At 60.0% G+C, this 20,138-nt stretch carries 18 protein-coding genes; 6 read left to right on the top strand and 12 right to left on the bottom strand.

The window, feature by feature from the left end; all coding sequences use genetic code 11:
- From ELS24_RS28300 to ELS24_RS28280, 5 genes are read right to left on the bottom strand one after another with little or no spacing between them, the layout of a single operon-like run.
- Positions 1-1,752: a PilN family type IVB pilus formation outer membrane protein gene (locus ELS24_RS28300; RefSeq protein WP_052017902.1), complete on the bottom strand. Its 1,752-nt coding sequence runs from the start codon at positions 1,750-1,752 to the stop codon at positions 1-3.
- Complete coding sequence (locus tag ELS24_RS28295) at positions 1,749-2,741, bottom strand: TcpQ domain-containing protein (RefSeq protein WP_006225795.1); 993 nt, start codon at positions 2,739-2,741, stop codon at positions 1,749-1,751. Before ELS24_RS28295 ends, ELS24_RS28300 begins: the two co-directional genes overlap by 4 nt.
- Positions 2,742-4,061 carry a TrbI/VirB10 family protein gene (locus ELS24_RS28290; protein ID WP_081247809.1) on the bottom strand — a complete coding sequence of 440 codons (1,320 nt, stop codon included), beginning with the start codon at positions 4,059-4,061 and terminating at the stop codon, positions 2,742-2,744. It abuts the gene before it with no gap.
- A complete protein-coding gene (locus ELS24_RS28285; protein WP_006225797.1) occupies positions 4,058-5,026 on the bottom strand; it encodes a TrbG/VirB9 family P-type conjugative transfer protein in 969 nt (322 codons plus the stop codon). The genes ELS24_RS28290 and ELS24_RS28285 overlap by 4 nt, the downstream gene beginning before the upstream one ends.
- Positions 5,026-5,835, bottom strand: coding sequence for a VirB8/TrbF family protein (locus ELS24_RS28280; protein WP_054488777.1), 810 nt, complete (start codon positions 5,833-5,835; stop codon positions 5,026-5,028). The genes ELS24_RS28285 and ELS24_RS28280 overlap by 1 nt, the downstream gene beginning before the upstream one ends.
- Before the next feature lie 246 nt (positions 5,836-6,081).
- Between ELS24_RS28280 and ELS24_RS28275 the strand changes: the two genes are divergently transcribed.
- On the top strand, positions 6,082-6,294 hold the full coding sequence (locus ELS24_RS28275) for a hypothetical protein (RefSeq protein ID WP_052017976.1): 213 nt from the start codon (positions 6,082-6,084) through the stop codon (positions 6,292-6,294).
- Positions 6,291-6,452, top strand: a complete 162-nt coding sequence (locus tag ELS24_RS31025; RefSeq protein WP_155523078.1) for a hypothetical protein — start codon at positions 6,291-6,293, stop codon at positions 6,450-6,452. Before ELS24_RS28275 ends, ELS24_RS31025 begins: the two co-directional genes overlap by 4 nt.
- A 5-nt stretch (positions 6,453-6,457) precedes the next feature.
- Here the strand turns inward: ELS24_RS31025 and ELS24_RS28270 are convergent, their stop codons facing one another.
- From ELS24_RS28270 to ELS24_RS28240, 7 genes are all read right to left on the bottom strand, one after another.
- Entirely contained in the window at positions 6,458-7,477 is a 1,020-nt protein-coding gene (locus ELS24_RS28270) for a type IV secretion system protein (protein WP_058207508.1), read from the bottom strand.
- A 306-nt stretch (positions 7,478-7,783) separates the two neighbouring features.
- Positions 7,784-8,545 carry a hypothetical protein gene (locus tag ELS24_RS28265; RefSeq protein ID WP_006222324.1) on the bottom strand — a complete coding sequence of 254 codons (762 nt, stop codon included), beginning with the start codon at positions 8,543-8,545 and terminating at the stop codon, positions 7,784-7,786.
- A 634-nt stretch (positions 8,546-9,179) separates the two neighbouring features.
- Positions 9,180-11,813 (bottom strand): VirB4 family type IV secretion system protein, encoded by a 2,634-nt coding sequence (locus ELS24_RS28260; protein WP_006222323.1) that lies wholly within the window; start codon positions 11,811-11,813, stop codon positions 9,180-9,182.
- The gene (locus tag ELS24_RS28255) at positions 11,804-12,136 is read right to left on the bottom strand and encodes a VirB3 family type IV secretion system protein (protein WP_006222322.1); all 333 of its coding nucleotides are present in this window, start codon (positions 12,134-12,136) and stop codon (positions 11,804-11,806) included. The genes ELS24_RS28260 and ELS24_RS28255 overlap by 10 nt, the downstream gene beginning before the upstream one ends.
- Before the next feature lie 7 nt (positions 12,137-12,143).
- Positions 12,144-12,515: a hypothetical protein gene (locus tag ELS24_RS28250; RefSeq protein WP_006222321.1), complete on the bottom strand. Its 372-nt coding sequence runs from the start codon at positions 12,513-12,515 to the stop codon at positions 12,144-12,146.
- Entirely contained in the window at positions 12,508-13,563 is a 1,056-nt protein-coding gene (locus tag ELS24_RS28245; protein WP_006222320.1) for a CpaF family protein, read from the bottom strand. Before ELS24_RS28245 ends, ELS24_RS28250 begins: the two co-directional genes overlap by 8 nt.
- Positions 13,563-14,171 (bottom strand): lytic transglycosylase domain-containing protein, encoded by a 609-nt coding sequence (locus ELS24_RS28240; RefSeq protein WP_006222319.1) that lies wholly within the window; start codon positions 14,169-14,171, stop codon positions 13,563-13,565. The genes ELS24_RS28245 and ELS24_RS28240 overlap by 1 nt, the downstream gene beginning before the upstream one ends.
- Before the next feature lie 726 nt (positions 14,172-14,897).
- On the opposite strand from ELS24_RS28240, the gene ELS24_RS28235 reads away from it, so the two are divergent.
- From ELS24_RS28235 to ELS24_RS28220, 4 genes are all read left to right on the top strand, one after another.
- Positions 14,898-15,263, top strand: coding sequence for a hypothetical protein (locus ELS24_RS28235; protein WP_223283293.1), 366 nt, complete (start codon positions 14,898-14,900; stop codon positions 15,261-15,263).
- A 139-nt stretch (positions 15,264-15,402) separates the two neighbouring features.
- Positions 15,403-17,334, top strand: a complete 1,932-nt coding sequence (gene mobH, locus ELS24_RS28230) for a MobH family relaxase (RefSeq protein ID WP_232254281.1) — start codon at positions 15,403-15,405, stop codon at positions 17,332-17,334.
- Between the two features lie 2 nt (positions 17,335-17,336).
- Entirely contained in the window at positions 17,337-19,448 is a 2,112-nt protein-coding gene (gene traD / locus ELS24_RS28225) for a type IV conjugative transfer system coupling protein TraD (protein WP_127186019.1), read from the top strand.
- Positions 19,438-20,136: a DUF4400 domain-containing protein gene (locus ELS24_RS28220; RefSeq protein WP_006227466.1), complete on the top strand. Its 699-nt coding sequence runs from the start codon at positions 19,438-19,440 to the stop codon at positions 20,134-20,136. The genes traD and ELS24_RS28220 overlap by 11 nt, the downstream gene beginning before the upstream one ends.
- Positions 20,137-20,138: the final 2 nt, after the last annotated feature.

Genomic DNA, 20,138 nt, shown 5'->3' with positions numbered 1-20,138 from the left:
TCAGCTCGCTGTTGCTCTGTAGTCGCCAGCGCTGCCGCCAGACTCGTGAATCTCGGAGTCATCATCCAAGACGATAGGGGTGATTAGAATCACGACCACCTCGCGTCGATTGTTCGTGGAGCCCCCACCGCCCGTGAGCCAGTTTGATGGGCTGAACATCCCGCTCCTGTTCCCGCGGTCGACGTTCTGCTCGAAGCCGGAGAGAATCAGCGTCTGACCTGATCGGAGGCGTACACGTTGGGAGAAGATTCGGCTGTCCACCTCCGGGACTTCAATGGAGTTGTCGCCGCTCGTGACCGTGCGCAGGCGAGGATCTGTTGAGAGGTTCATCGTGAACTGCAGCAGCATCTGGTCGCTGTCGATCATGAACGGGAGAAGATCCATGGAGAAGCCGGTCGTGACGGTCCCCGGTGTGAGCGCCGAGGTTGAGCCAACTTGAGCCGTGGCGGTGTTGGATACTGCAGCAAGATAGCTGGTCTGCTTTGCTACCTGGACTGGGACAGGCTGATAGTTGAGGGTCGTGACCGAGGGCTGTGTCACGATCGATACGCGACCTTGGCTCGACAGCGCGCGGAGAATGGCTTTTGAGCCAGCGAACTGGCCGGCTGTGCCGGTTGCGGTGTCCAAGATTCCGATTGAGGCCGAGCCCGCGCTAGAGGCTGCGGTGAAGGCATTGGCGACAGTGATTCCGTAGTTGCCGTTCAGCGACTTGTACACAGCAGTCAAGTCGAGGCCTTGGTCATCTGTCTCTGTCCGCTGCACGACTGCCACGGTGATGTTGAAAAGGGCCTGTCGCGTGATGTTTCGGTTCTCTGTTTTGAGATAGGCCGCGATGCGGCTGAGCACGTCCGGCGTGTCCGTGACCGCCACGGTCCCAGTGCTGACGGACAAGCTCGATTGGCCCAGACCTGGAGTGAGCATGCTTTTGATCATCCGGTCCACATCCTCCGCCAAGTTCGATTCAATCGAAACCATCGTCGTCTGTGTGGAGCCGCCTGACACGGTGCTCCCGCCTGAGCCTGAGGAAGACGTGGCGCCGGCGGCACCCTGACCGCTAGTGCCGGATGATGCAAGCTGGGTGCCAGATTGCACGACAGACTGCATGTTGGTCTTGGACTGGATTGCGTATATGCGAAAGACTCGGGTGTCCAGGTAGTGGATCTGGACGGCGCCATCACGGAAAGTCCAGCTCAAGCCCAGTCGTGAGGTCACGGCATCGAGCAGCCCCGGTAGGGGCTTGCCGTCCCAACGAATGCCGGAGATCGTTGTGTCTCGTGCGGACATCGAGGGCAGCGATGAGCCTGCGCTGAGGGCGCCGACCCCGCCTGGGGGGATCGGCCCCCCGGATCCCGTCGGTGGGGTCATATCAGGCGTCCTGGCGGCGGTGCGTGCACCACCGCTCAGCGCTGTGATGGCATCAGGGGTGATCCTGACGGGCACTCCGCACAACGCCGTCACCGTTTGTCCAAACTCAAATACGCTGATCGGAGCGGCAGGGACAAATGTGATTGGGCATTGAAGGGGTGCGGGATATGCGGCCGCAGACGGCCGCGTAATTGGCGTCTTCGATACCCACGGGCGATCGATTACCTCCACTGCGCGATCTCGGGTCTTTCGCATGCTGGCTGCGCTGGCGGCGTGCTCGCCGTAGGCATCGTCCACGCGCGCCTCGGTATCCTTAATGCGCTGCAGAGCGCAGCCAGACAGGGTCGTCGCGAATGCGATCGCGATCACAATTGCTTTTCTCATCATTTCCTCTCCATCACTTCCAGTACTTTGTTGTCCCGATAGGCGAGGCCATTGAATTTCCTTTTGGCGACGTCATACGCAGCTAGCAGGTCATTGGCCGCATCCCAAAATTCGCCTCGGAGCGTGACCGGGACTTCGATGATGTAGTCGAAATCGGGGTGCCACTTGACGGGCTGCCACCCTGCCGCTTGGGCCCAGCCGTCGAGCGTCTGTTGAACGGTCTTACCCGTCTCGGCGTGCCACTCCTGGACGGGGGGTGGCGGCGGAACGGGCGGAGCGGTGCTTGTGGCCGCGGTGACATCGACGGTCGTGACGGGTGCGAGAGTGGCGCCACCTGGCGCAATGACGTCAGCTCCGGAGCGGCTGTCTCCCGTTTTTGGCTCCGCGATGGGTCCGCCTAAGGCGACTCCCATGAACGCGGCCAGACTGGAGCCGTCTGGCATCGAGGCGACGAGGGGCTGTGCGGTCGCCTGCAACGCAGGGGCGGGTGCAACGATTGGCTTGTACGACGGGTCAGGCCCGGCAGCGGCGTCAGCGGCAGTGCGACGAAATGCCAACTGCTCTCTCGTGGCAGGGACCGCGGCGCTGCCCGTCTGTCGAGCCGGCGTGGCCAGTCCCGTGTAGCTGCCTTCAGGCGGAATCCCAGCGCGCCACGCTACCGCTTCTCGCTTACCGAGTCTGAAAGCGAGGCGGGCTTCCATATGAGGCACGACAATGTATGGAGACTGCGCCTCCCAAGCGAGCAGAATTCGCCCGCCAGGTGCGTCGGCGAAAATGGCCGGGATCTCGGTTCCGGGTGCGAACTGCAGATACACCCTCTTGCCGTTGTCAAAAATCTGCACAGGAGAGATACCGCTGTCGCCGGCCTGCTTCCAGTTGAATTCATACACGGCCGGCACGGGGGCCGAGAACTCGGGCTGGGCGGCGGTGGCGATGGGCGGCATCAGCGCAGCCCATGCAATGACTATTAGATGGGTGAGGCGATTCTGCATTCAGTAGCTCCTGACTATGTTGGGGTCAAGCACGAGATCTCGCGCGACGACGATGTTTATCTTGTCCGCAGGTTCGAGCGTGAGGGTCCTCTTGATCGACTGATTCCGTTGGAGAATCTGACGGACGGTGTCGCTTAGTGCTTGACCCGCGGTGCCTGTCAGCGTCGAAGTGGCGTTGCCGCTGTTCGAGCCGCCACTTCCCACGTTTATGGTGACGTTCTGGCTCTTGTCGTAATGGCCTGCCAGCGCCGCCACTGCAGCTACGCCGAAGGCGCTTCCAAAGCGCTGCCAGAAGTGGTCGTCAACCTGTGCAGCAATGCCTGCGGCGCCCGTCCGATCGGAAATGTCCCAGCCGCCTAGAGCCACCCGGCCGCCGCTCGGGAAGTCCATCCGGTTGACAGACATGAGGATGCGGCTTTGGCCTTCAGCGATGTCCGTGCTCACCTCGCCAGTGAGCGCGGTGCCTCTCTCTATGAGGAGGTGCTCGCCACGTAGGCTGTCGTAGACGTCCGACGTCACCATGGCGCGGAACGTGCCCGGGGCATCTGTATTCAGGGACTGCTGGATCACAGCAGGGATGATCCAACCTTCGCGGATGTAGTATGGGGATGGCGCTGCGGAGGCGAACAACGGCGGCTTTATGTTGCCAGGAGTGCCGGCCTGTCGGCCGGCACTGGCCTGCGGTCCAACGACCTGGCCAACCGTGTTGGCGGGGCCACCGGCCGGCTGCGCACCAGGTATACCCCCGGCGGAAAAGCCGGAGGTGTCGATGCCGGCTGCTGTAGCGACGGTAGACACGTCACGAAGTGCTGCTTCCGCGCCGGCTGGGTCGCGATGCGATGATCGCCCGATCGTGGTTTGAGGTTCGTCGGCGTCCTGCGATTCCCAGAAACCGATCTCCACTGCGGAGAGATCCTCCTGTTGCGCGATTGTCACTGTGTTGCGGTGGTCCTCTATCCGCCTGGCATCGGCCTCGGTGCGAGTTGGCTCCGTAGTCGGAGCTTGATCAGCGATCTGCGGCGCATTAGACGGCTTGGGCGCGGCCTCTTCGTTCCGACTGAGACGGTCGCGTAGCTGGTCGGCAATCAGCCGCTGCACTGCGAATGGATTTCCTGCTTCCTTGGCGGCGCGCTCCTGCTCTTCCTTCCTAGCGCGGGCGTCGGCGGCGGATTCCGGCGCTATTCCAGCGAGCCGTCGCACGAGAACGAAGCCGAGAACGACGGCGATGAACGTGATTAGGACGATCTTGATCAGTCCTCGCGACACCGCAGTACGGCGTTGGGGCGAAGGACTGCTGGAAGGGGAGGGAGCGGCACTCATGGGTATGTCGCGCTGTTGAGATTCTTGACACCAGACACGCCGCAGCCGAAGAGCCCGCACGCTTTGCCGCGCCGGTTAAAGATGCGGACCTCATCTTTTCGAAGCTTCAGCAGTGCCCCATCGGGGAAAAGTCGCTGGACCACAAAGTAATTGCGGCGAACCGTAAAGTTGACTAGCTCTGCCGTTCCGTCCGCTCCCAGCGCGAAGATGGCGGGAATCTCCTGTACGTCGGCTGGGAGCTGTATCCAGGTGAACTTCCCATCATCGAAAACCATGGCGGGCTTGAACGGCGCGCTACCTTCCACCCGGTAATCAAAGTTCGCCTTCGAAATGTCGACGATGTCGGCCGGGCGCCCACCCTGGTGGGCACGCGACGATGAGCCAGAGCGGACGGCTGGGGCCGGAGCGTCCCATTCTGCGCTGCCCATTGGACCGTTCGGGCTGGCGGGCATCGGACCATTGCCTCCGAAGGTGTCCAGGCCGGCTACTGCGGAATCCTGATCGGGGTCCGCAGCCCAGTTGACGCGCTTGTAATACGAGCCTTTGGATGCTGAGACGAAGGTGACTTGATAGGTGCGGAGGTTCGTAATGATCGTCGCGGTGTTGAGCAGGTTGTCGCCCTTCGACATGACAAAAAGATCGCGCTTCGTTCGGGCCGGCTTGAACGTCCAACGGCTGGCGCTGGTATCCGACGCGTAATAGCCCTTGAGGATCTCGCCGGCGGCGAATTCCAGATGAACCATCGTGAAAGGCCGCATTAAGACGGGGTAGTCATAGTCGCGATCGAAGTTGAAAGTGACCAACCGCGCATCCAACGGCATCGGAACTGCAGCGTTCGGGCCCGTTCCGGCACGCTTCTGCGCCTGCGCGACCTCTGCTCGGACGTCGCTCTCCTGCGCGTGCGCCGGGACGCCCACGCAGAGCACGGCGATTACCGCTGCAAGTAGGGAAATGGCCTGACGCATTACTGTGCTCCCTGAATTCGAACGCTCGTGGGGCCGAAGTAGTCCGTGAGGGTCCACCACTCGATCTTGACGCCAAGCGGGTTGGAACGCTGCTCATCGATCGCTTGCTTATCGGTAGAAAGGAGGAATCGGATTGTCAGAAGCTTGGTTTTCGGCTCTCCGAATTCCTTGCCATTGACGCGCTCTTGCAGGGTGAGAAGCATGTAGGCCTGTTTACCGTCCACGCTGTAGGTGGTGGAGTTCTCGGTGACTTCACGCGTGAGTCCAGGCTGATCCGCTATGCGGACGCCGATCGGATCGACCTTGGCGAAGTAGTCGGTGAGCTGATCTGTCGCTGTGCCAATGGTCCAGCGAGTTGCTTTCGGGATGTCAACGTCGATTGAGTCCGACGGGTTCGGTTTGATGGTAAGTAGCCAGGTGGCCCATTGGCGCAGAAAGAACGTCTTATTGGCGGTTTCCGGCGTGAATCGCTCGGCAACACGGTCGGAAATCCAGACCGCGCCCGAGCGGGCGTCCCACTCGACGAAATAGGGGGTCTGCTGCTTGAGTGGCACCAACTGATATAGGGCAATGCCCTCGACCAGGGCGACGAGGAAGAACGCGAAGGCGACTAGCGCGGAGCGGTCGGCTTGTTGCAATGGACGCTGGAACACCGCGTAGTAGAGACGATGCGCGCGTTGGGTCAATGGGAGGATGTGCGCGTCGAACGACGGGTCCTCCGCGGTTTGGACGGGCGGCTGGGAAGTGTCTGTTGGGCGGAGATCTGGACGGCGACGGCGCATGAAGCGGCCCTTGAAGTTGAGGGGCATGGTTAGGCTCAGCGTTGGAGAGGATGCGTGGACGCGCACGCGTCGACGGCGCGGATGCAGTTACCGCTTGAAGAAAGTCCGTAGGAAGGGATAAACTCAAGCCGTAGGCTCGACCTTTGCCCGTGGCAATCGTTGGCCACACCAGCGGGCAGGGCGCCCTTGCGGAGGCCCTCCATACCAGAGTGGTCCGAGTTGGCGTTTGATAGACTCGGGCCCATCGAACAAAAATCGTATGGGGTGTCCACCATGTCCAAAGCAAAGTTCGGCTTGCTCGTTGCCGTCGCCGCGATTGCGATCGGCGTGGCTGTGTATGCGTTGCAGAAGTCGCGGGGATCCACCGCAGCAACGTCGATTGAACAGTCGAGCGTGGCGAAGCGGGAGGCCATTAAGCAGATGACACCGCTTTGTTTGGCCGGGATGGATTGCCCTGCAAATGCATCTGCCGGAGATAAGAGATGAGCGGACTGTTGGGATTCGCCGCGCTTGCGATCTTGGCGCGCGCTTTTCTGAAGGGCTTCGCTGCGGCGGGTCGCGACGACGGTGTCGGCGAGAGCTACGCTGACCGCTTCGACAAAGAATGGGAAGAGGAGTGGGCGCGGGAAGTGCGCGAGGGTTGAGGAGGTCATCGCTTGCCTCCGCTGCGCAAGATTTTTGCGGCCATGCCGCGGCCCACCATCCCTCGTCCGAAACTTTGCGCGTTTGCGCTGCCCCCCGCAACGAGCGCCTGTGCAAGGCCTGGTACTTGCCACATCATGTATGCAGCGATGAATCCTAAAAGGGCGATCGCGATCATCGCAATTTCATTGGACGCGAAGTAGAGATCCGCCTCCTTCCGGCTGTCGATCTTGTCGTAAAAGCTGACCAGTGTCGGGACAACACCCTTCGTTATGAGCACAGCGACAAACCACGCGACAAGCTGCTGCAGCGAGGCAGCGATCATGAATCGCAACCAGCCGTCGAACAAGAAGGAAACAGCGGGGATGATCGATAGGCCGACTAGCAGCGGCCCGAGGGCGAGACCGAGCTGCAGCATGACATAGGACATCTGCAAGACGACAATGAACGCGATCGACATCAGCACCATCGCGATGATTGCCAAGATTTGGCATAAAAAGATCACAAGGATGAGGGGCAAGTTCTTGAGAATCTCGAAGAACCCAATCTGATCTTTGTTGACGCATTCGGCGGGGCGTGAGTCGATGATCCAGTCCAGAGGATTCAGTGACCACCCTCCATGCATCTTGCAGTAGAGGGACTTTTCCGATTCCTTGCGCTTGCCATCGGCGATGAGCGAGATGGTGTCCATCGTCAACTTGAGAATCTCGACCGGATTTGCCGAGCCCTGAGTAATCTTGGTCGACGCTTCCTTGGTCGCGGTAACGAACATATCTCGCGGAACGCCATTCATGCTCTGCACGATCACCAAAACCACACCCATCCTCAGGATCAGATTGAAGAGGCTGACGAGGAACTTGACGGTGTCGCTGGCGAGGAAATAATCACGGAGCAGAAGCCAGAGAGCCGTACCCGAGGCTCCAACGGATAGGAGGATCAGCCCCTCCTCTTTAAAAATGTCGGCCAGGGCAAAGCCGGCCGTGTTGACGGCCGAGAACGCCTGATTGAATAGGGCTGCGACGTCCATGTCAGCCTCCGAGATGCCAGCCGAGCGCGCGAGCACCTGCATCAAGCGCGAAGAGGGCGGCGGATGTGAAAATCACTGCGACAAAGCCGGCTAGCGCGTTGGGGGACGCGCTGTCGACCTGCACGATGGCGATCGCCAACGACAGCCGCAGAGACTTCGCTGCCGCGCGTAGCGGCTTGTGCTCAAGTCGGCCACGCGCAGCAAGCTCCACCCTGTACCTGCGCCGCTCCTTGCATACGATTCGGAGCTCGCGACGGCTGCGGCAAAGGGCGAGTAGTACTCGACGGAGAGGCTTACCTGTCATGTCTAGAGGCCAAATTCGAGGCTTTTCATCTTTCCGATGGCGGAGCGCTTGTTCGCGGCTTCTTTGGTGACCGCGTCGTACCGCTGTTGCGCGCCTTCAACAGAAAGCTTGTTGAGGTCCTCTTTCGTGGCGCGGTCCTGGAGATCAAGCACGACCTGGCGCTGCATGAGACTGCGCATCTCCAGGAGTTCGCCGGCCAAGACGCTGGACTGCTGATTGAGGAGCTGCAGGCCTTGGACGTTGCCCTCAATGCCGGGAATCTGGCGGGACAACTGGCGTAGATTTGCAGCACGCGACGCGAAGGCCTCCATGGTCGCGAAGTCCTGGTCGAGCTGTTTGCGGTACACCCCGCCCTTGGTCTGAGCCAAGTGGACGAAGGCCGTACCCCAACGCTCAGGGGTCATGTTGAGAGACTTCATCTCGGCGCTCGCAGCGTCGTACATCCCTTGTAACTGCTTGCCCGCTTGGTAGAGATCGGAAACACTGGAAACGAGGTCGCGCATGGAGACTCCCTGACCGCTATACGCCTGGTCAGCCAGGCTGAGCACATTTCCGCCAAGCCGTTGTAAGTTCGCCAGGTTTTGTTGAACCATCGTGGTCTGCTGCGTGAGCTGCTGGGTTTGGTTCATCACGCTCAAAAGCTGTTGCGCGAAGTTGGCGCCGTCGAAGGTCGGAATGCCGGACGCTTTGGGGGCAATGGCGAAGCAACTCATGGCGATCGCCGTAAGGGCGCGAATGACGGTCCTGCGTTTGGGCGAGTGCATAGTCGTACCTCAGTAGTGAACACGGTTGTAGAGCGCGCCGTCGATGATGACGTCGATGGCACGCGGGCCCTTATAGGGCAGCCACACCACGCTGCTGAACACGTGCACGGTAGTGGGCGTACCGCCACCGGCGTCTCCGCCCGGGCCGCAGTTATCGCAGACCTCGTAGTGGCCGACGTATCCGCTGACGCATGCGCGTTGACCGGGCGAGCCACTCTCATTGCTGTCGGGCTCCGAAGTGGCATAGGTCCCCTGAAGCCGGAATTTCGGCCTGAATCGCTTTGTTTCGCCTGTCGGCGTCCCTTGAGCGACCACTTGACCTCGCCGCGCTGGCTCGTGGCCGGCCGGGCAAAGGTCGTATGGCTCGCGCGACTTCTTTGCGTAGTTGTTTGCGCCCGCCATTGCGCACGTAGGGAACGGTCCGGGCGGAACTGCATTCAGGACGCGCCAGAGCCGGTTGAGGTAGCCACTGCATTGGCTAGGGGGCTTTATGCCGGCAAGACATAGCAGCACTCCGCATCCCCACTCCGATCCACCTGGTTCATAGTCGGAAGTGTCGGGGAGCTGGAATGGTGCCGAGAATGCAGGCGCTTCGACAATAAGGAGCAGCGCCAGAAGCGCGCGGGCTGTCGATTTACGGATTTGATGCACGGACCACCTCTCGGAAGTATGCGTCGCGCCAGTCCTCGCGGTCGGACGCGCGATAGTGGTCAAACAGCGCTTGGGCGTCCAGTTCGCTCCGCAGGACCGCCAGTGTGCGTGTATCCAACTTCAAGGCAACCTTCCGCATGAAGCCATCCTTCTGCGTAAGAAAGTAGTCTTGCTTTGGAATGCCCTCGGCAAGTTGGTCGATTTGTTGCGGATTTAGGCCGAGCTCCGTAAACGCCTTGCGCAGAGATGGCGAAGTTTTGGCGGCCGGGTACGGCAGGATGATGCGGTTCGGGACGTTGTCCCGAATCGACGCATATATCGGCGAGTTGATGTACCGCTCCGGCGACTGGGCGTCCATCCAGACGCAGCCCAATAGCTTGCGGAGGGTATCGATCCACTCGGCCAGCTTCCTTGCAAAGATCGGCTCCTCCAGAAAACCCCATACCTCCGGCAGGCCGATGAACGTCGGGGCAATCAGTCCAGAGTTGCGGCGACTTTCAATCCGATCTTGAATGCGATAGAAGCAATAGATGAGATATGGGATGAGGACGTCCGGCTGCGCCAGGAGCTTTCCCATCTCGATGCCGAGAACAGCGGCAGCTCGTCCAGCCGCGATTTCATCGAAGATGTCCAAGCCGTTGTCGAACCAACGCGCATTCAAGGCATCGCCGACCCACTCTGCCAGAGCATGCTGGAAGGAACCGACAGGGAGCTGCACGTAGACTGCGTGCAGCCTCCAGTCCTTACGCTGGAGTTGGCGGGTTGCCAGAAGCGCCTTTTCTAGTTCTTCCCTGTCGTTGCTTGTTGCGAGGTACCCGCGACGCTCGGCGAGCGTGCAGATCCAGTCCTTGACAAACTTCAGGTGCCGGACTTCGCCAATAAGTGAGAGGGGGTTCACCGTCAGCCGATTGGTGCTAGCGTCTTCAGGATCGCAATAGACGCCGCCTTGCATCATTATTGGGATACGACTTGAGAAGGTTCGGTCGAAGATGAAAACGTCGGAGCCGAGGTACTTCCGAAAGAGGGTCCAGCCCAGGTTGACGATCGTGGTCTTCCCTAAGCCAGTTTCCCCCGACACCAGTGTGTGCCCGATATCGTGATAGAAGCCGGTCCAGAAGTATGGCGTGCCGTAATCGGTCGGCAGGCCAGCCAGGGCCGGAGACGGCCGCTTCATCGTGTTCGAAAGATGGCGATTTTCCTTTGAGCCTTGCGAGACGGTGCGAAGAGGTACAGCGCGAGCGACGACAGCGGCGCGTAGCGGTGCCCATCGTGCGATGTCGCGCCATGCGCCGGGGATTGTGGCCGTCCAACTAGAAATTGCGCCCAGTGTTTCGACCAGAGGCAAGAACTTTGCGCCGATCAGGGCGTCACCGACCTTTCCGGCCGTTGTTCTGACCTGGTCCATAGCGCTGTCCCAATCTTCAACCAGGTCGCTTTGGAACGGTGCGGATAGCGATGTGATGCTCAGCGTGTATTGGCCATAGGAGGCCTTCCCGCGGCTAACGCCCTTTTTCAGGTCCTCCGCTTCGTCCGCTGCTTCAACTCGTCCTCTGTCTTCGCGCGGTGCATAGTTCGGATCGCCTGAGTTTGCGGCAACGGCAGCAAGCGCTCGCAGATCCAGCGCGTTCGTTCTATGGTACGAACCCATCTGGTCAATCATTTTCGCGCTGGCGTTGGCGTCTTGGATCCGATAAACGTGGCTGATCGTCAGCTCACCAGGAACCTTGAGGAGGTCATCCAGTGCATGCGGGCGGATGCGGGAAGGATAAAACTGGTGCGCGGCGGGTATCGAGGTGACAACACCGATTCGCTTCCGGCCTTCAGCTTTGAAAAGGATGTAGTCCTCTGCGGGGATAACTTCGCCGTGGGACATCGACTCATCGAGGAAGTCCACCATGGCTACTGCACTCCGACGGGGCGCGGCAGGCGCGGCGCAGGATGCAAGGAATGCGCCGAGCTCATCCCCGACGAGTCGCGTGAGCGTAAGGGCAGGCAGGCTCGCCCGCATCCGAGTCAGTTGCTCCTCAAAGTCTTTGACGGCTGCCGCCAGCTCAACGGAGGTGTATGCGAAGTCTGCCTGGTCAGACCAAATTCCACGCAGCGCGTGGATCGCAGCACGAAGGGGACCTACCTTCTCGTGCGCCATCGCGTGAAAGAAGCGGCCGGCGATGCGGTCTAGACCCGCAGAAGCGCTCAGGGCGATGGCGAGATAATGCCGATTCGTGTAGTTCGACTTGGTCTTGAACGCATTACTGCGCTCGTCTTCGACGATCTGAGAGTAGGGGTCAGGCATGACCGCGGGCGCATACGGGTCGCTCCGTCGGCGGTGCGTGATAAACCAGAAAGTCAGCGGATTTCTGCTCGCGACCTGGAATGCATGCTCAGCCTGGTGCATGAGGCTCAGCAACTGCGCCGCCGATTGACTGTCGGTGTCGGGTCCCGTGTACTCGAAGCAAGCCATCAACGCGGAATCCTTGTTGACGACGATCTGTTCGTTGTAGCGGAACATCCAGGGGAGGAGTTCTGCCGTGGATGCCAAGCCTCTCACGCGCGCTGATTCGAGCTCGCCTAGTGTGCCGGCGTCGAGCGTGTAGCCATTTTTCTCAGTCAGTAGCATGGGAAATCTCTGCCAAAGCCGAACGGGCGCTTGTTGCGCTTCTGGGCGCGTGTGGCGCGGGGAACGTAGTGGTCGTGTTGCGCCTTGTATGCCTGGTACACGTCAATCTTGTCCGGGTCCTTGCGCATCACGTACCGGATGCCTAGGTACATCGGGATGCCGATGAGGGCCATCCATAGGCTGCGGCTTATGAGCACGACCATAGGCGCCAAAAGCAAGAATGCCGCCGCCGCCCGCCGATCGAGCCCAATAATGCGGCGTTTCTCGATGAGGGCCTTATCGACCTCCACCTCAAGTTCATCGATCGGATCTCGCTCGTCCATGGCTGCGTCAGACGCCGATAGAGCACATCAGGTTTCGCCCGGACACGAGCGCGACCACCGTGGCGATACCGAAGATGGATGCGATGCCGCCAGCCAGGCGGAGAGCGAAAACTTTCACCTTCGATTGGCCATCATCGAGCAACCACATCAAGATCGCGCCGACGCAGGCGACGAGCACTACAACGGAGATCAGCTCGTTGTTAACCACCGCCTGGAAGCCGGAGCAAAGCCGGCCCCCAAAAATGCTCTGTGCGAAAGCCGGGGTTGGAGCGAGGAGCGCGAGCGTCGCGTAGGCTACGAGGAGCAGCCTATCCGTACGTGTAGCGAGGCTACGACCACGGATCCATTGCTGGAGTTGGTGCAATTGATGACTAATCATAGTGTTGGTCCTGGAGTTGGATTTTGGAAAACAACAAGCGGGTTTGGTACAACCCATTTGAGTCGACGCCCAAGATTTCCCTGATCTCGCGGGGGCCTCTGGATGACCCGACGCGCTGGGCATGAACGACGAATCTGAACGTGGCTGCGATCTGTCTGCGAAGGTCCTGCAGAGGCCAGTTTTGGGTTTCTGGTGCCATTCTCAGCATCGACTCCAAGCGGGCCAGGGCCATAGCACTGGAGTCGGCGTGCAGGGATACCTGGCTACCTGGGTGGCCCGTATTCAGAGCGTCCAGGAGATCGAAAGCTTCTGCGCCGCGGACCTCGCCAAGCACAATCCGGTCCGGCCTGCATCGAAGGCTGAGCCTGACCAGGTCACGCACGCTGATCCCGAGCGCTTGGTTGGCTTCAAGGCCAACATGGTTGGGTACGGCCAGGCGCAGCTCGGCCGTGTCCTCGACCGTGATGACGCGGTCTGTGCTCGGAACAAGGTCCAAAAGAGCGTTGAGAAGTGTTGTCTTTCCGGCGGAGGTAGAGCCGCTGAGGACGATGTTGTGACGCCGCTCGATGATCCACTGGAAAAAATCTCGTAGCGCGGCGCCGCCATGACGCAGGGCGCTTTTTAAGGACGCTTGTTCTTGGTCGGCAGCGGCGGTTTCGAGTGGGTCTTGCGTGACAACGTCGAACGCACCGCTTTCGACGTAGCTGTCCAGAGAGATGCGCTTCGCGGCGAAACGACGAACGCAGAGCATCGAGCCCCGCAGAGCGATGGGCTTGCGCGCGGCAGCGATTCGAAGGCCGGGCAGGCGCGCGTCTAGGAGTGGGGAGTTTGGCTTGCCGTTCTTGCTCGCGATCAACGTAATTGCGCGGTCGACTTGCTCCTCGCTAAGGCCCGCATCTACCTTGCGCATGACACCGCGCTCTTCCACCCATATGTCGTCAGCGGCGTTCACCATCACCTCATTCACTTCGTTGGAGGTGAGGTACGGTTCAATCACGCTGAGGTGTTGCCTCAGGATGTCTTCCGCGTAAGTGGTCGACGCATCCATCAATGCTGCTCCTGCGAACGCTGCGAGGAGGCCTGGCCTGCCGCGATCAGCGAAGGGTCCGCTGTCTCAATTGCGAGGGCTGTGCCCGCTCCGGCGACAGGAGACCTGCCCGCCGGCTGGTCGGCCGGTGTTCGCGGTGAAAAGGGGACGCGAACCGGGATAAGAGTGCCGGCACGAATTGCGTTGAGCTTCGCCTGGATTTTGTTTGCATATGCGGCGCGCTTGGCGGGCGTTGAGGCGTTGTAGGCGCCCACGGCGTCCCAGGTGACGCCAAGGCGATCGAAGTTCTCAGCGAGAATCCAAGCTCCGACATAGGCTGAGACGCATGGATTGAAGAGGTCTTGCTTCGATACGCCGAAGCGTTGCAGGCGTTCCAGATGGACGCTGTTGATCTGAGCTAGGCCGTAGTCGCAGGATGCGTTTGCATTGGCGCAGTTCACTGCCTCCGCTCGGCCGGAGGATTCCTGCATGACTATTGCTTGCAGCAGTTGAACGTCAATTCGGTGATAGGCCGCTGCGGCGGCGATGCAGTCGGCATGCGCGTGCGACGGGAGCATTGCCCACAGCGCTATCGCGGCGGCGAATCGATACCGGGTTTGGAACTGCACGTCGCACCTTGGAGGAAAAAGCCCCGCCGGGCTGCGAGCCCAGCGGGTAAGCCAGCGGATCGGCAACGAGGGATGCCGACGGCTGAACTTTCGCCTCACATGCGAAATTTGGCACTTGGTGAATTAAAGAGAATCCAAACGTTACGGCGTGTCGGCGCTTGTTGTTGGCCTCAGTACGTGATATGCGCGCGCCGCTATTGGCCTGAAGACGACCCTCAAGAGGTCCCGACTGTGAAGGCAGACATAGCTGGTTTCAATAATTATTCGCGCAAATGTATCGTGAGTTGTGAGAAACGAAACTAAATGCCTCCAAGGGGAAGGGGCCTACCCAAAGGCCGGGCACTCAAATCTGTGCCCTCAAAAGGCGCAAATGCTTAAGGGGTAAGGGCCCTGCAAAGGGCTAAGGGAAGGGAAAGGGCGAAAGGAGGAACCGAAAGGCGCGGGTGTGGTGCCTCGTCGCTTGAGGTCAGACGAGCCGATCGGCATTTGTCAATATGTCGCACGCTGTTACGTTTCTGGCGGAGCAGGTTTCCGCATTGACCCTGGGGCGTGGTGGCGGCGAGGCTTGTCGCATTTTCTCTGCTGCCCACGCCCATGAACTACCTCCGGCATTCCTCCTCTCGCCCGACTTGGCCGCCCGGGGCAATGCCGCCGCCAGATAAGGCTAAAGCGGAAATGCACCGGGAGCTCAGTCGAGTGTGCAGTGGGCCGCAACGTGCCGTCGCCTTGATCTGGCTTGGCCGTTTTGACGGCTGGCAGACGGCAACCGGCGGGGAAGGCGGTGTCGAACTCTACGACATTGCTTGCCAGGAATTGAAGGGCCGCAGCGAACCGTTTAGCAGCCCTATCTCGTTTGTCGAGTGGCTGGTAGATCTGCCTTGTACGGGCTGGCGAGCGGCAACCATCGATTCAACCAGCCAGTGGGACCCGCTCGCCGAGCGCTTCACCGATTTCCAGGCTGCTTGCGGCAAGCTTGTTGTCGTATACGCCACGGATGTCGGAGCGGATACGTGGCGCAGCTATGTAAGGGGCTATCTGGCCGCTGCCTTGGTCCAGCTTGAGAACGCAGACCGTGTTGATCTTCCAGTCTGACATTGTGTTGCTCGCCTGCGCTGGGGCGGCAGCCTGCGCACTATGGTGGCTGAAAAATCCTCGGCCGTCAGCCGCAGACGTCGGGCCTCCTGACCGCAAGCCAACGCCGCGGGCAGCTCCCAGCGCGCGGCACTTGGAGGTGCTTCCCGCGCATCGACTGTTTGACGTAACCGGTACGGCGCCTCTACTGGAGCAGATCCGCCAGCGAATTGGATTCACGCCGGAGAACTTCGACGAGGACGTGCGCCCCTTGTTGGAAGCCTTTGCGGAGTTTGTCCAATTGCTCCCCGCGTCCGAATCGCATCACCACGCGCAACCTGGCGGTCTGCTGGTGCATTTACTTGAGGTCGCAGCGCATGCACTGCATTTCCGCGATGCATACAAACTGCCCATGGGCGTGGCGCCCGAGGAGCAGACGCGCCTCGCGGCTCGATACACATATGCCGTGCTCGTCGCGAGCCTGCTGCACGATATTGGAAAGCCGATAACCGACGTGTTGGTCCAGCTTCAAGACGCATCAGGACACTCCAAGCCTTGGGTGCCGCTGGGGGGAACGATGCGAGAGCAGGGAGGCGAATGGTACACGGTGGACTTTCCATCGCAGAAAGACTATCGCAAACACGAGCGGCTCGGCCTGCCTCTGTTGCGGACACTGGTCCCCGGCCAGGCGTTAGCGTGGATCGGGGAGCATCCTCCGCTCATGGATGAGCTCTTCGAGTACCTCGGAGGGGAGCAGCGTAAAGGGGTGATAGCGGAGCTCGTGGGCAGAGCGGACAAGCAGTCCGTGGCGACCAATCTAGCGAATGGCCCACGAACGCGTTTTGCGTCTGCTCGATCGGTTCCGTTGATCGAGCGCCTTATGGCGGGACTTCGGCGTGTACTGGCCGAAGGTGCGGTCTCCATGAATCGGGCTGGCGCAGTGGGCTTCTGTGATGGCGAATCGCTCTGGTGCGTTTCCGGATCCATTGCGAAGCTCGTCCGAGATCACCTGGCGCAAACCGAGCAGCGACGGCCAGGTGCGGCCGGCATTCCAGACGACAACTCGCGGCTGTTCGATATGTGGCAGGAATATGGCGCAGCGATGTCCAACGAGGCTGGTGCAGCTATTTGGACCGTACAGATCGCCATCGGTACTTGGAACCAACGCCTCACAGTTCTTAAATTCCCCCTGCCGTTGTTGTTCGAAGATGCGGCTTTGTATCCAGCAGCCTTGCCGGCTGGTGCAATTACCGTGGTTGATGCAAAGGCGAACGTAAGCAGTACAGGGCCGAAGGCGACCGCGGAGAGCGCCCCTATGCGTGAGCCAGATGCAGCGCCGGACGGACAGATCCCACCGGCCGCGCAACAATCGGAGGAGGGCTCCCGGAGTGACGAAGTGCTGGCAACTTCGATGGCGCCTGGTGCAGACCCCTGTCAAGAGGAGCATCTCGCAGTTTCCGCGAGTGAACCAATCGCGGTTGAGTTGGTGCAGGATGTTCAGCTTTCGGCTGCTGACGTCCCACTTGAGGTGGACGATGGCTACCTGGACGAGATCGACAGTGCTCTTCCAGACCTGGTGCAACCCGTTGACATTGAAGCACCCGAACTGATGAGTGCGCCAGTGGCTCCGCGCGTTAGGGCTGCGCCAGCTCCTGCGGCACTGCCGGCTATGCCCGCCCGTAAAGCAAACGTTGAGCGATTCATGGCTTGGATTCAGGCAGGGGTAAGCACGGGGTCTCTGCCTTACAACGAGGCGAATGCAGCAGTGCATTTCTGCGAGGAAGGCATGTTGCTGGTCTCCCCAAAGATCTTCAAGGACTACGCGGAAAATTTCGAGGCCAGGATTGACTTGCCAGCGCGTTCGGATGGCGGAACTGCCAAGGAACCGTGGCGTGTCCTGCAACAGCAATTTCAGAAATCCGAGTACGCGCAGAAGAGCGCCACCGGCTCGTTTCTGCATCGCTACAACGTAAGCGGACCCGGGGGAAAGCAGTTAACCGGCATCTTGGTACCAGGGCCCGAACGGTTCTTTCAACCTGTCCCATCGCCCAATCAATTGTTGAAGCCGGCTCCTGCCGGCGCGAGCTCCTGAGAATGGCACACCCATACGAAAATCTGTTCCGGCGACCATATGAAGCTGTCTCCTCAATCGCCGCGCTTGCGTCTGTCGGCGCTCTCTGGACTTTCCAAGGCCTATTCCTGGTCACTCCTGCAACAGGAGGGATGTTGAGCGCGAGGCTCCTATCGCTCGCGGCTATTAGGGCTCGACAGGCAAGGCGTCTTGTTCGCTTCCAGCGCAACCTGCGTCGTCTGCCGACATACTCGCTCGCGGCGGACGAGATCCCATGCTCGTCTACAGAGCTGTTCCTGGGGAAGGGCTTCTATTGGACGCAAGAGCATACGCAGCGCCTATACATCGCGCGCCTGCCTCAGTACAAACATCTGACTGCGAGAAATGAGCTGTATCAATGGGCCCGCCGGATGGAGCGCGAGCACCCCGGATGGCTCGCAAATCAGCTCAGACGAGACGTTTGGTGGAACCCGGCTAAACCACTACCTCCCGTCGGGGGAGACCCAGCCATTCATGGCGTTGAGCCAGATGAACGGGATATGTGGTCAAACCTTGGCGAGCGAGTTGGGCATACGCTGGTGCTGGGAACAACGCGCGTGGGAAAGACCAGGTTATGCGAGCTCCTGGTGACGCAGGACATCCGACGCGGCGACGTCGTCGTCGTCTTTGATCCAAAGGGTGACGTCGAACTGCTCCTTCGAATGTACGCGGAGGCATGTCGTGCCGGGCGAGAGAAGGACTTCCGCTTCTTCCACCTGGGGTATCCGGACGCGTCGTCGAGGTACTCACCCATTGCGACCTTCTCCCGTATTACCGAAGTGGCAACCCGGCTTGCCGGACAGTTGCCCTCAGAAGGGCAGGCGGCAGCATTCAGGGAGTTCGTGTGGCGCTACATCAACGTCATGGCGCGTGCCATGGTGGCCCTTGGAATGAAGCCTAGCTATGAAGTGATCTACCAGAATGCAGTCAACATCGATGACCTCTGCCTAAAGTACTTCGAGTACTGGCTTGACCGTGAACATATCGGCTGGCGTGATGAGATGTCGGAGCCCGACAAGCAGCTCCAGGCGCAGGCGCAGAAGACTGGTCGGGCGATGTATCCGTTGCAGATCCTCAAGCTAATTCGAGACAAGGGCTGGCACGATCAAATTGCGGACGGCCTAGCAAGCGTCTTGACGAATGATCGGTCGTACTTCGAGAAACTCGTGTCTTCGCTGTATCCGCTGCTGGAAAAGCTGACGACTGGCCCAGTGTCGAAGCTGCTATCTCCAGACTATTCGGATCCTACGGATCCGCGCACGGTGTTCGATTGGCAAAAGGTGATCGACACGGGGGGCATCGTATATGTCGGCTTGGACGCGCTGAGTGACTTCGAGGTCGCTGGCGCTGTCGGGAACTCGATGTTCGCTGATCTTACGTCGACGGCTGGGCGCCTCTACAAGTTTGGATCAGGTTACGGACAGACTGCACCAGGAAAGAAGCGAAACGTGTGCATCCACGCGGACGAGTTCAATGAGCTTGTCGGCGACGAGTTTATCCCCATGGTGAACAAGGCTGGCGGCGCCGGCTACCAGGTGACGGCATACACGCAGACGGGGTCGGACGTCGAATCCAGGATAGGCTCAAAAGCCAAGGCTGACCAAATTTTTGGAAACTTCAACACTCTGGTGATGATGCGGGTGAAAAATCTGGCCACGGCCGAAATTCTCACAGATCAATTGCCTAAGGTGCAGGTTTACACGCGTCAGTTGGACTCGGCGACCGGCGACGGAACAGATGATGGCGTAACCGATTTCACTTCGCGAACGCAGGACAAGTACTCGCCGCGGGAAGTCGCGTTGGTCGATCCGTCGGACCTGGTGCAGTTGCCGAAAGGCCAAGCCTTTGCCCTTATCGAAGGGGGGCAGTTGGTGAAGCTGCGCTTGCCATTGGCGAGCAAAGATGCAGATCCGCTCATGCCGGCCGGTTTGGTGGACGTAGTGAAGAGCATGCGGTCGACCTACCAGGCGTATACGGACGCCGCAGACGCTGGCCGAGTCGCAGGCATACAGGATTTTGAGGGCAGATCCTCGCACGGTCCTGAAGGCGCCGCCGTATCGAGTGTGACCGTGGAGGGGACAGGAAGTGGCTTCTAAAGAAAGACCCGCGGGAGAGGATGCCGTACGTGCATTCTTTTGGCCGATTCATGCTGCCCTTCACCTTGCGGTGTGGCTTGTCATCGTCATGTTCCTCTCAGTCGTGGCATCCCTTGCGGTTGCGGTAGGTCTGCAGAGCGAGCAGGCGCCGTCAAGGTACATGGGCGATCTGGTCGAGTACTACCTTGATCAAGCACCAAATAAGCAGGTTGCGAACGACGTGGCCGGGGTCTCGCGTGCGCTTGTGTTCGGTTGGCCGGGTGTGGCCACCGCCTTGTCCAGTGAGGCGAACCCTGCGGCTCCAAGCCTGTTGGGAGGGGCTCTGCAAAGATCTACGCGTGGGCAGGGGCGAGAACTCATATTGGTGACTATGCATGCCGTGGAGTTGTTGGGCGTGCGACTCATGCTGCTCTTTAGTGCGTTGCCAGCCCTCGCTCTGCTTCTTGCTGTCGCGCTAATTGATGGCCTTGTTGCACGCTACGTCCGGCGCGAATGCGGTGGCCATGAATCAGCAACGCGTCATACGCGCGCCAAGCGTCTGCTCAATCGCGGCATCGTTCCAATGGTGGCTGTCGTATGGCTAATCGTGCCCGCGCCAATGTCTCTGGCCATGTTCTTCTTTCCCGTAGCTGTCGGAGGAGCGGGTCTCGTGTGGGTCATGGCCAAGTACTTCAAGAAATATTTGTAAGA

Origin of the sequence: Achromobacter spanius, assembly GCF_003994415.1 — a bacterium.
Classification (GTDB): domain Bacteria; phylum Pseudomonadota; class Gammaproteobacteria; order Burkholderiales; family Burkholderiaceae_B; genus Achromobacter; species Achromobacter spanius_C.
Note: the sequence above shows the minus strand (reverse complement) of the source record. Positions and strands in the feature narration are given on the sequence as shown.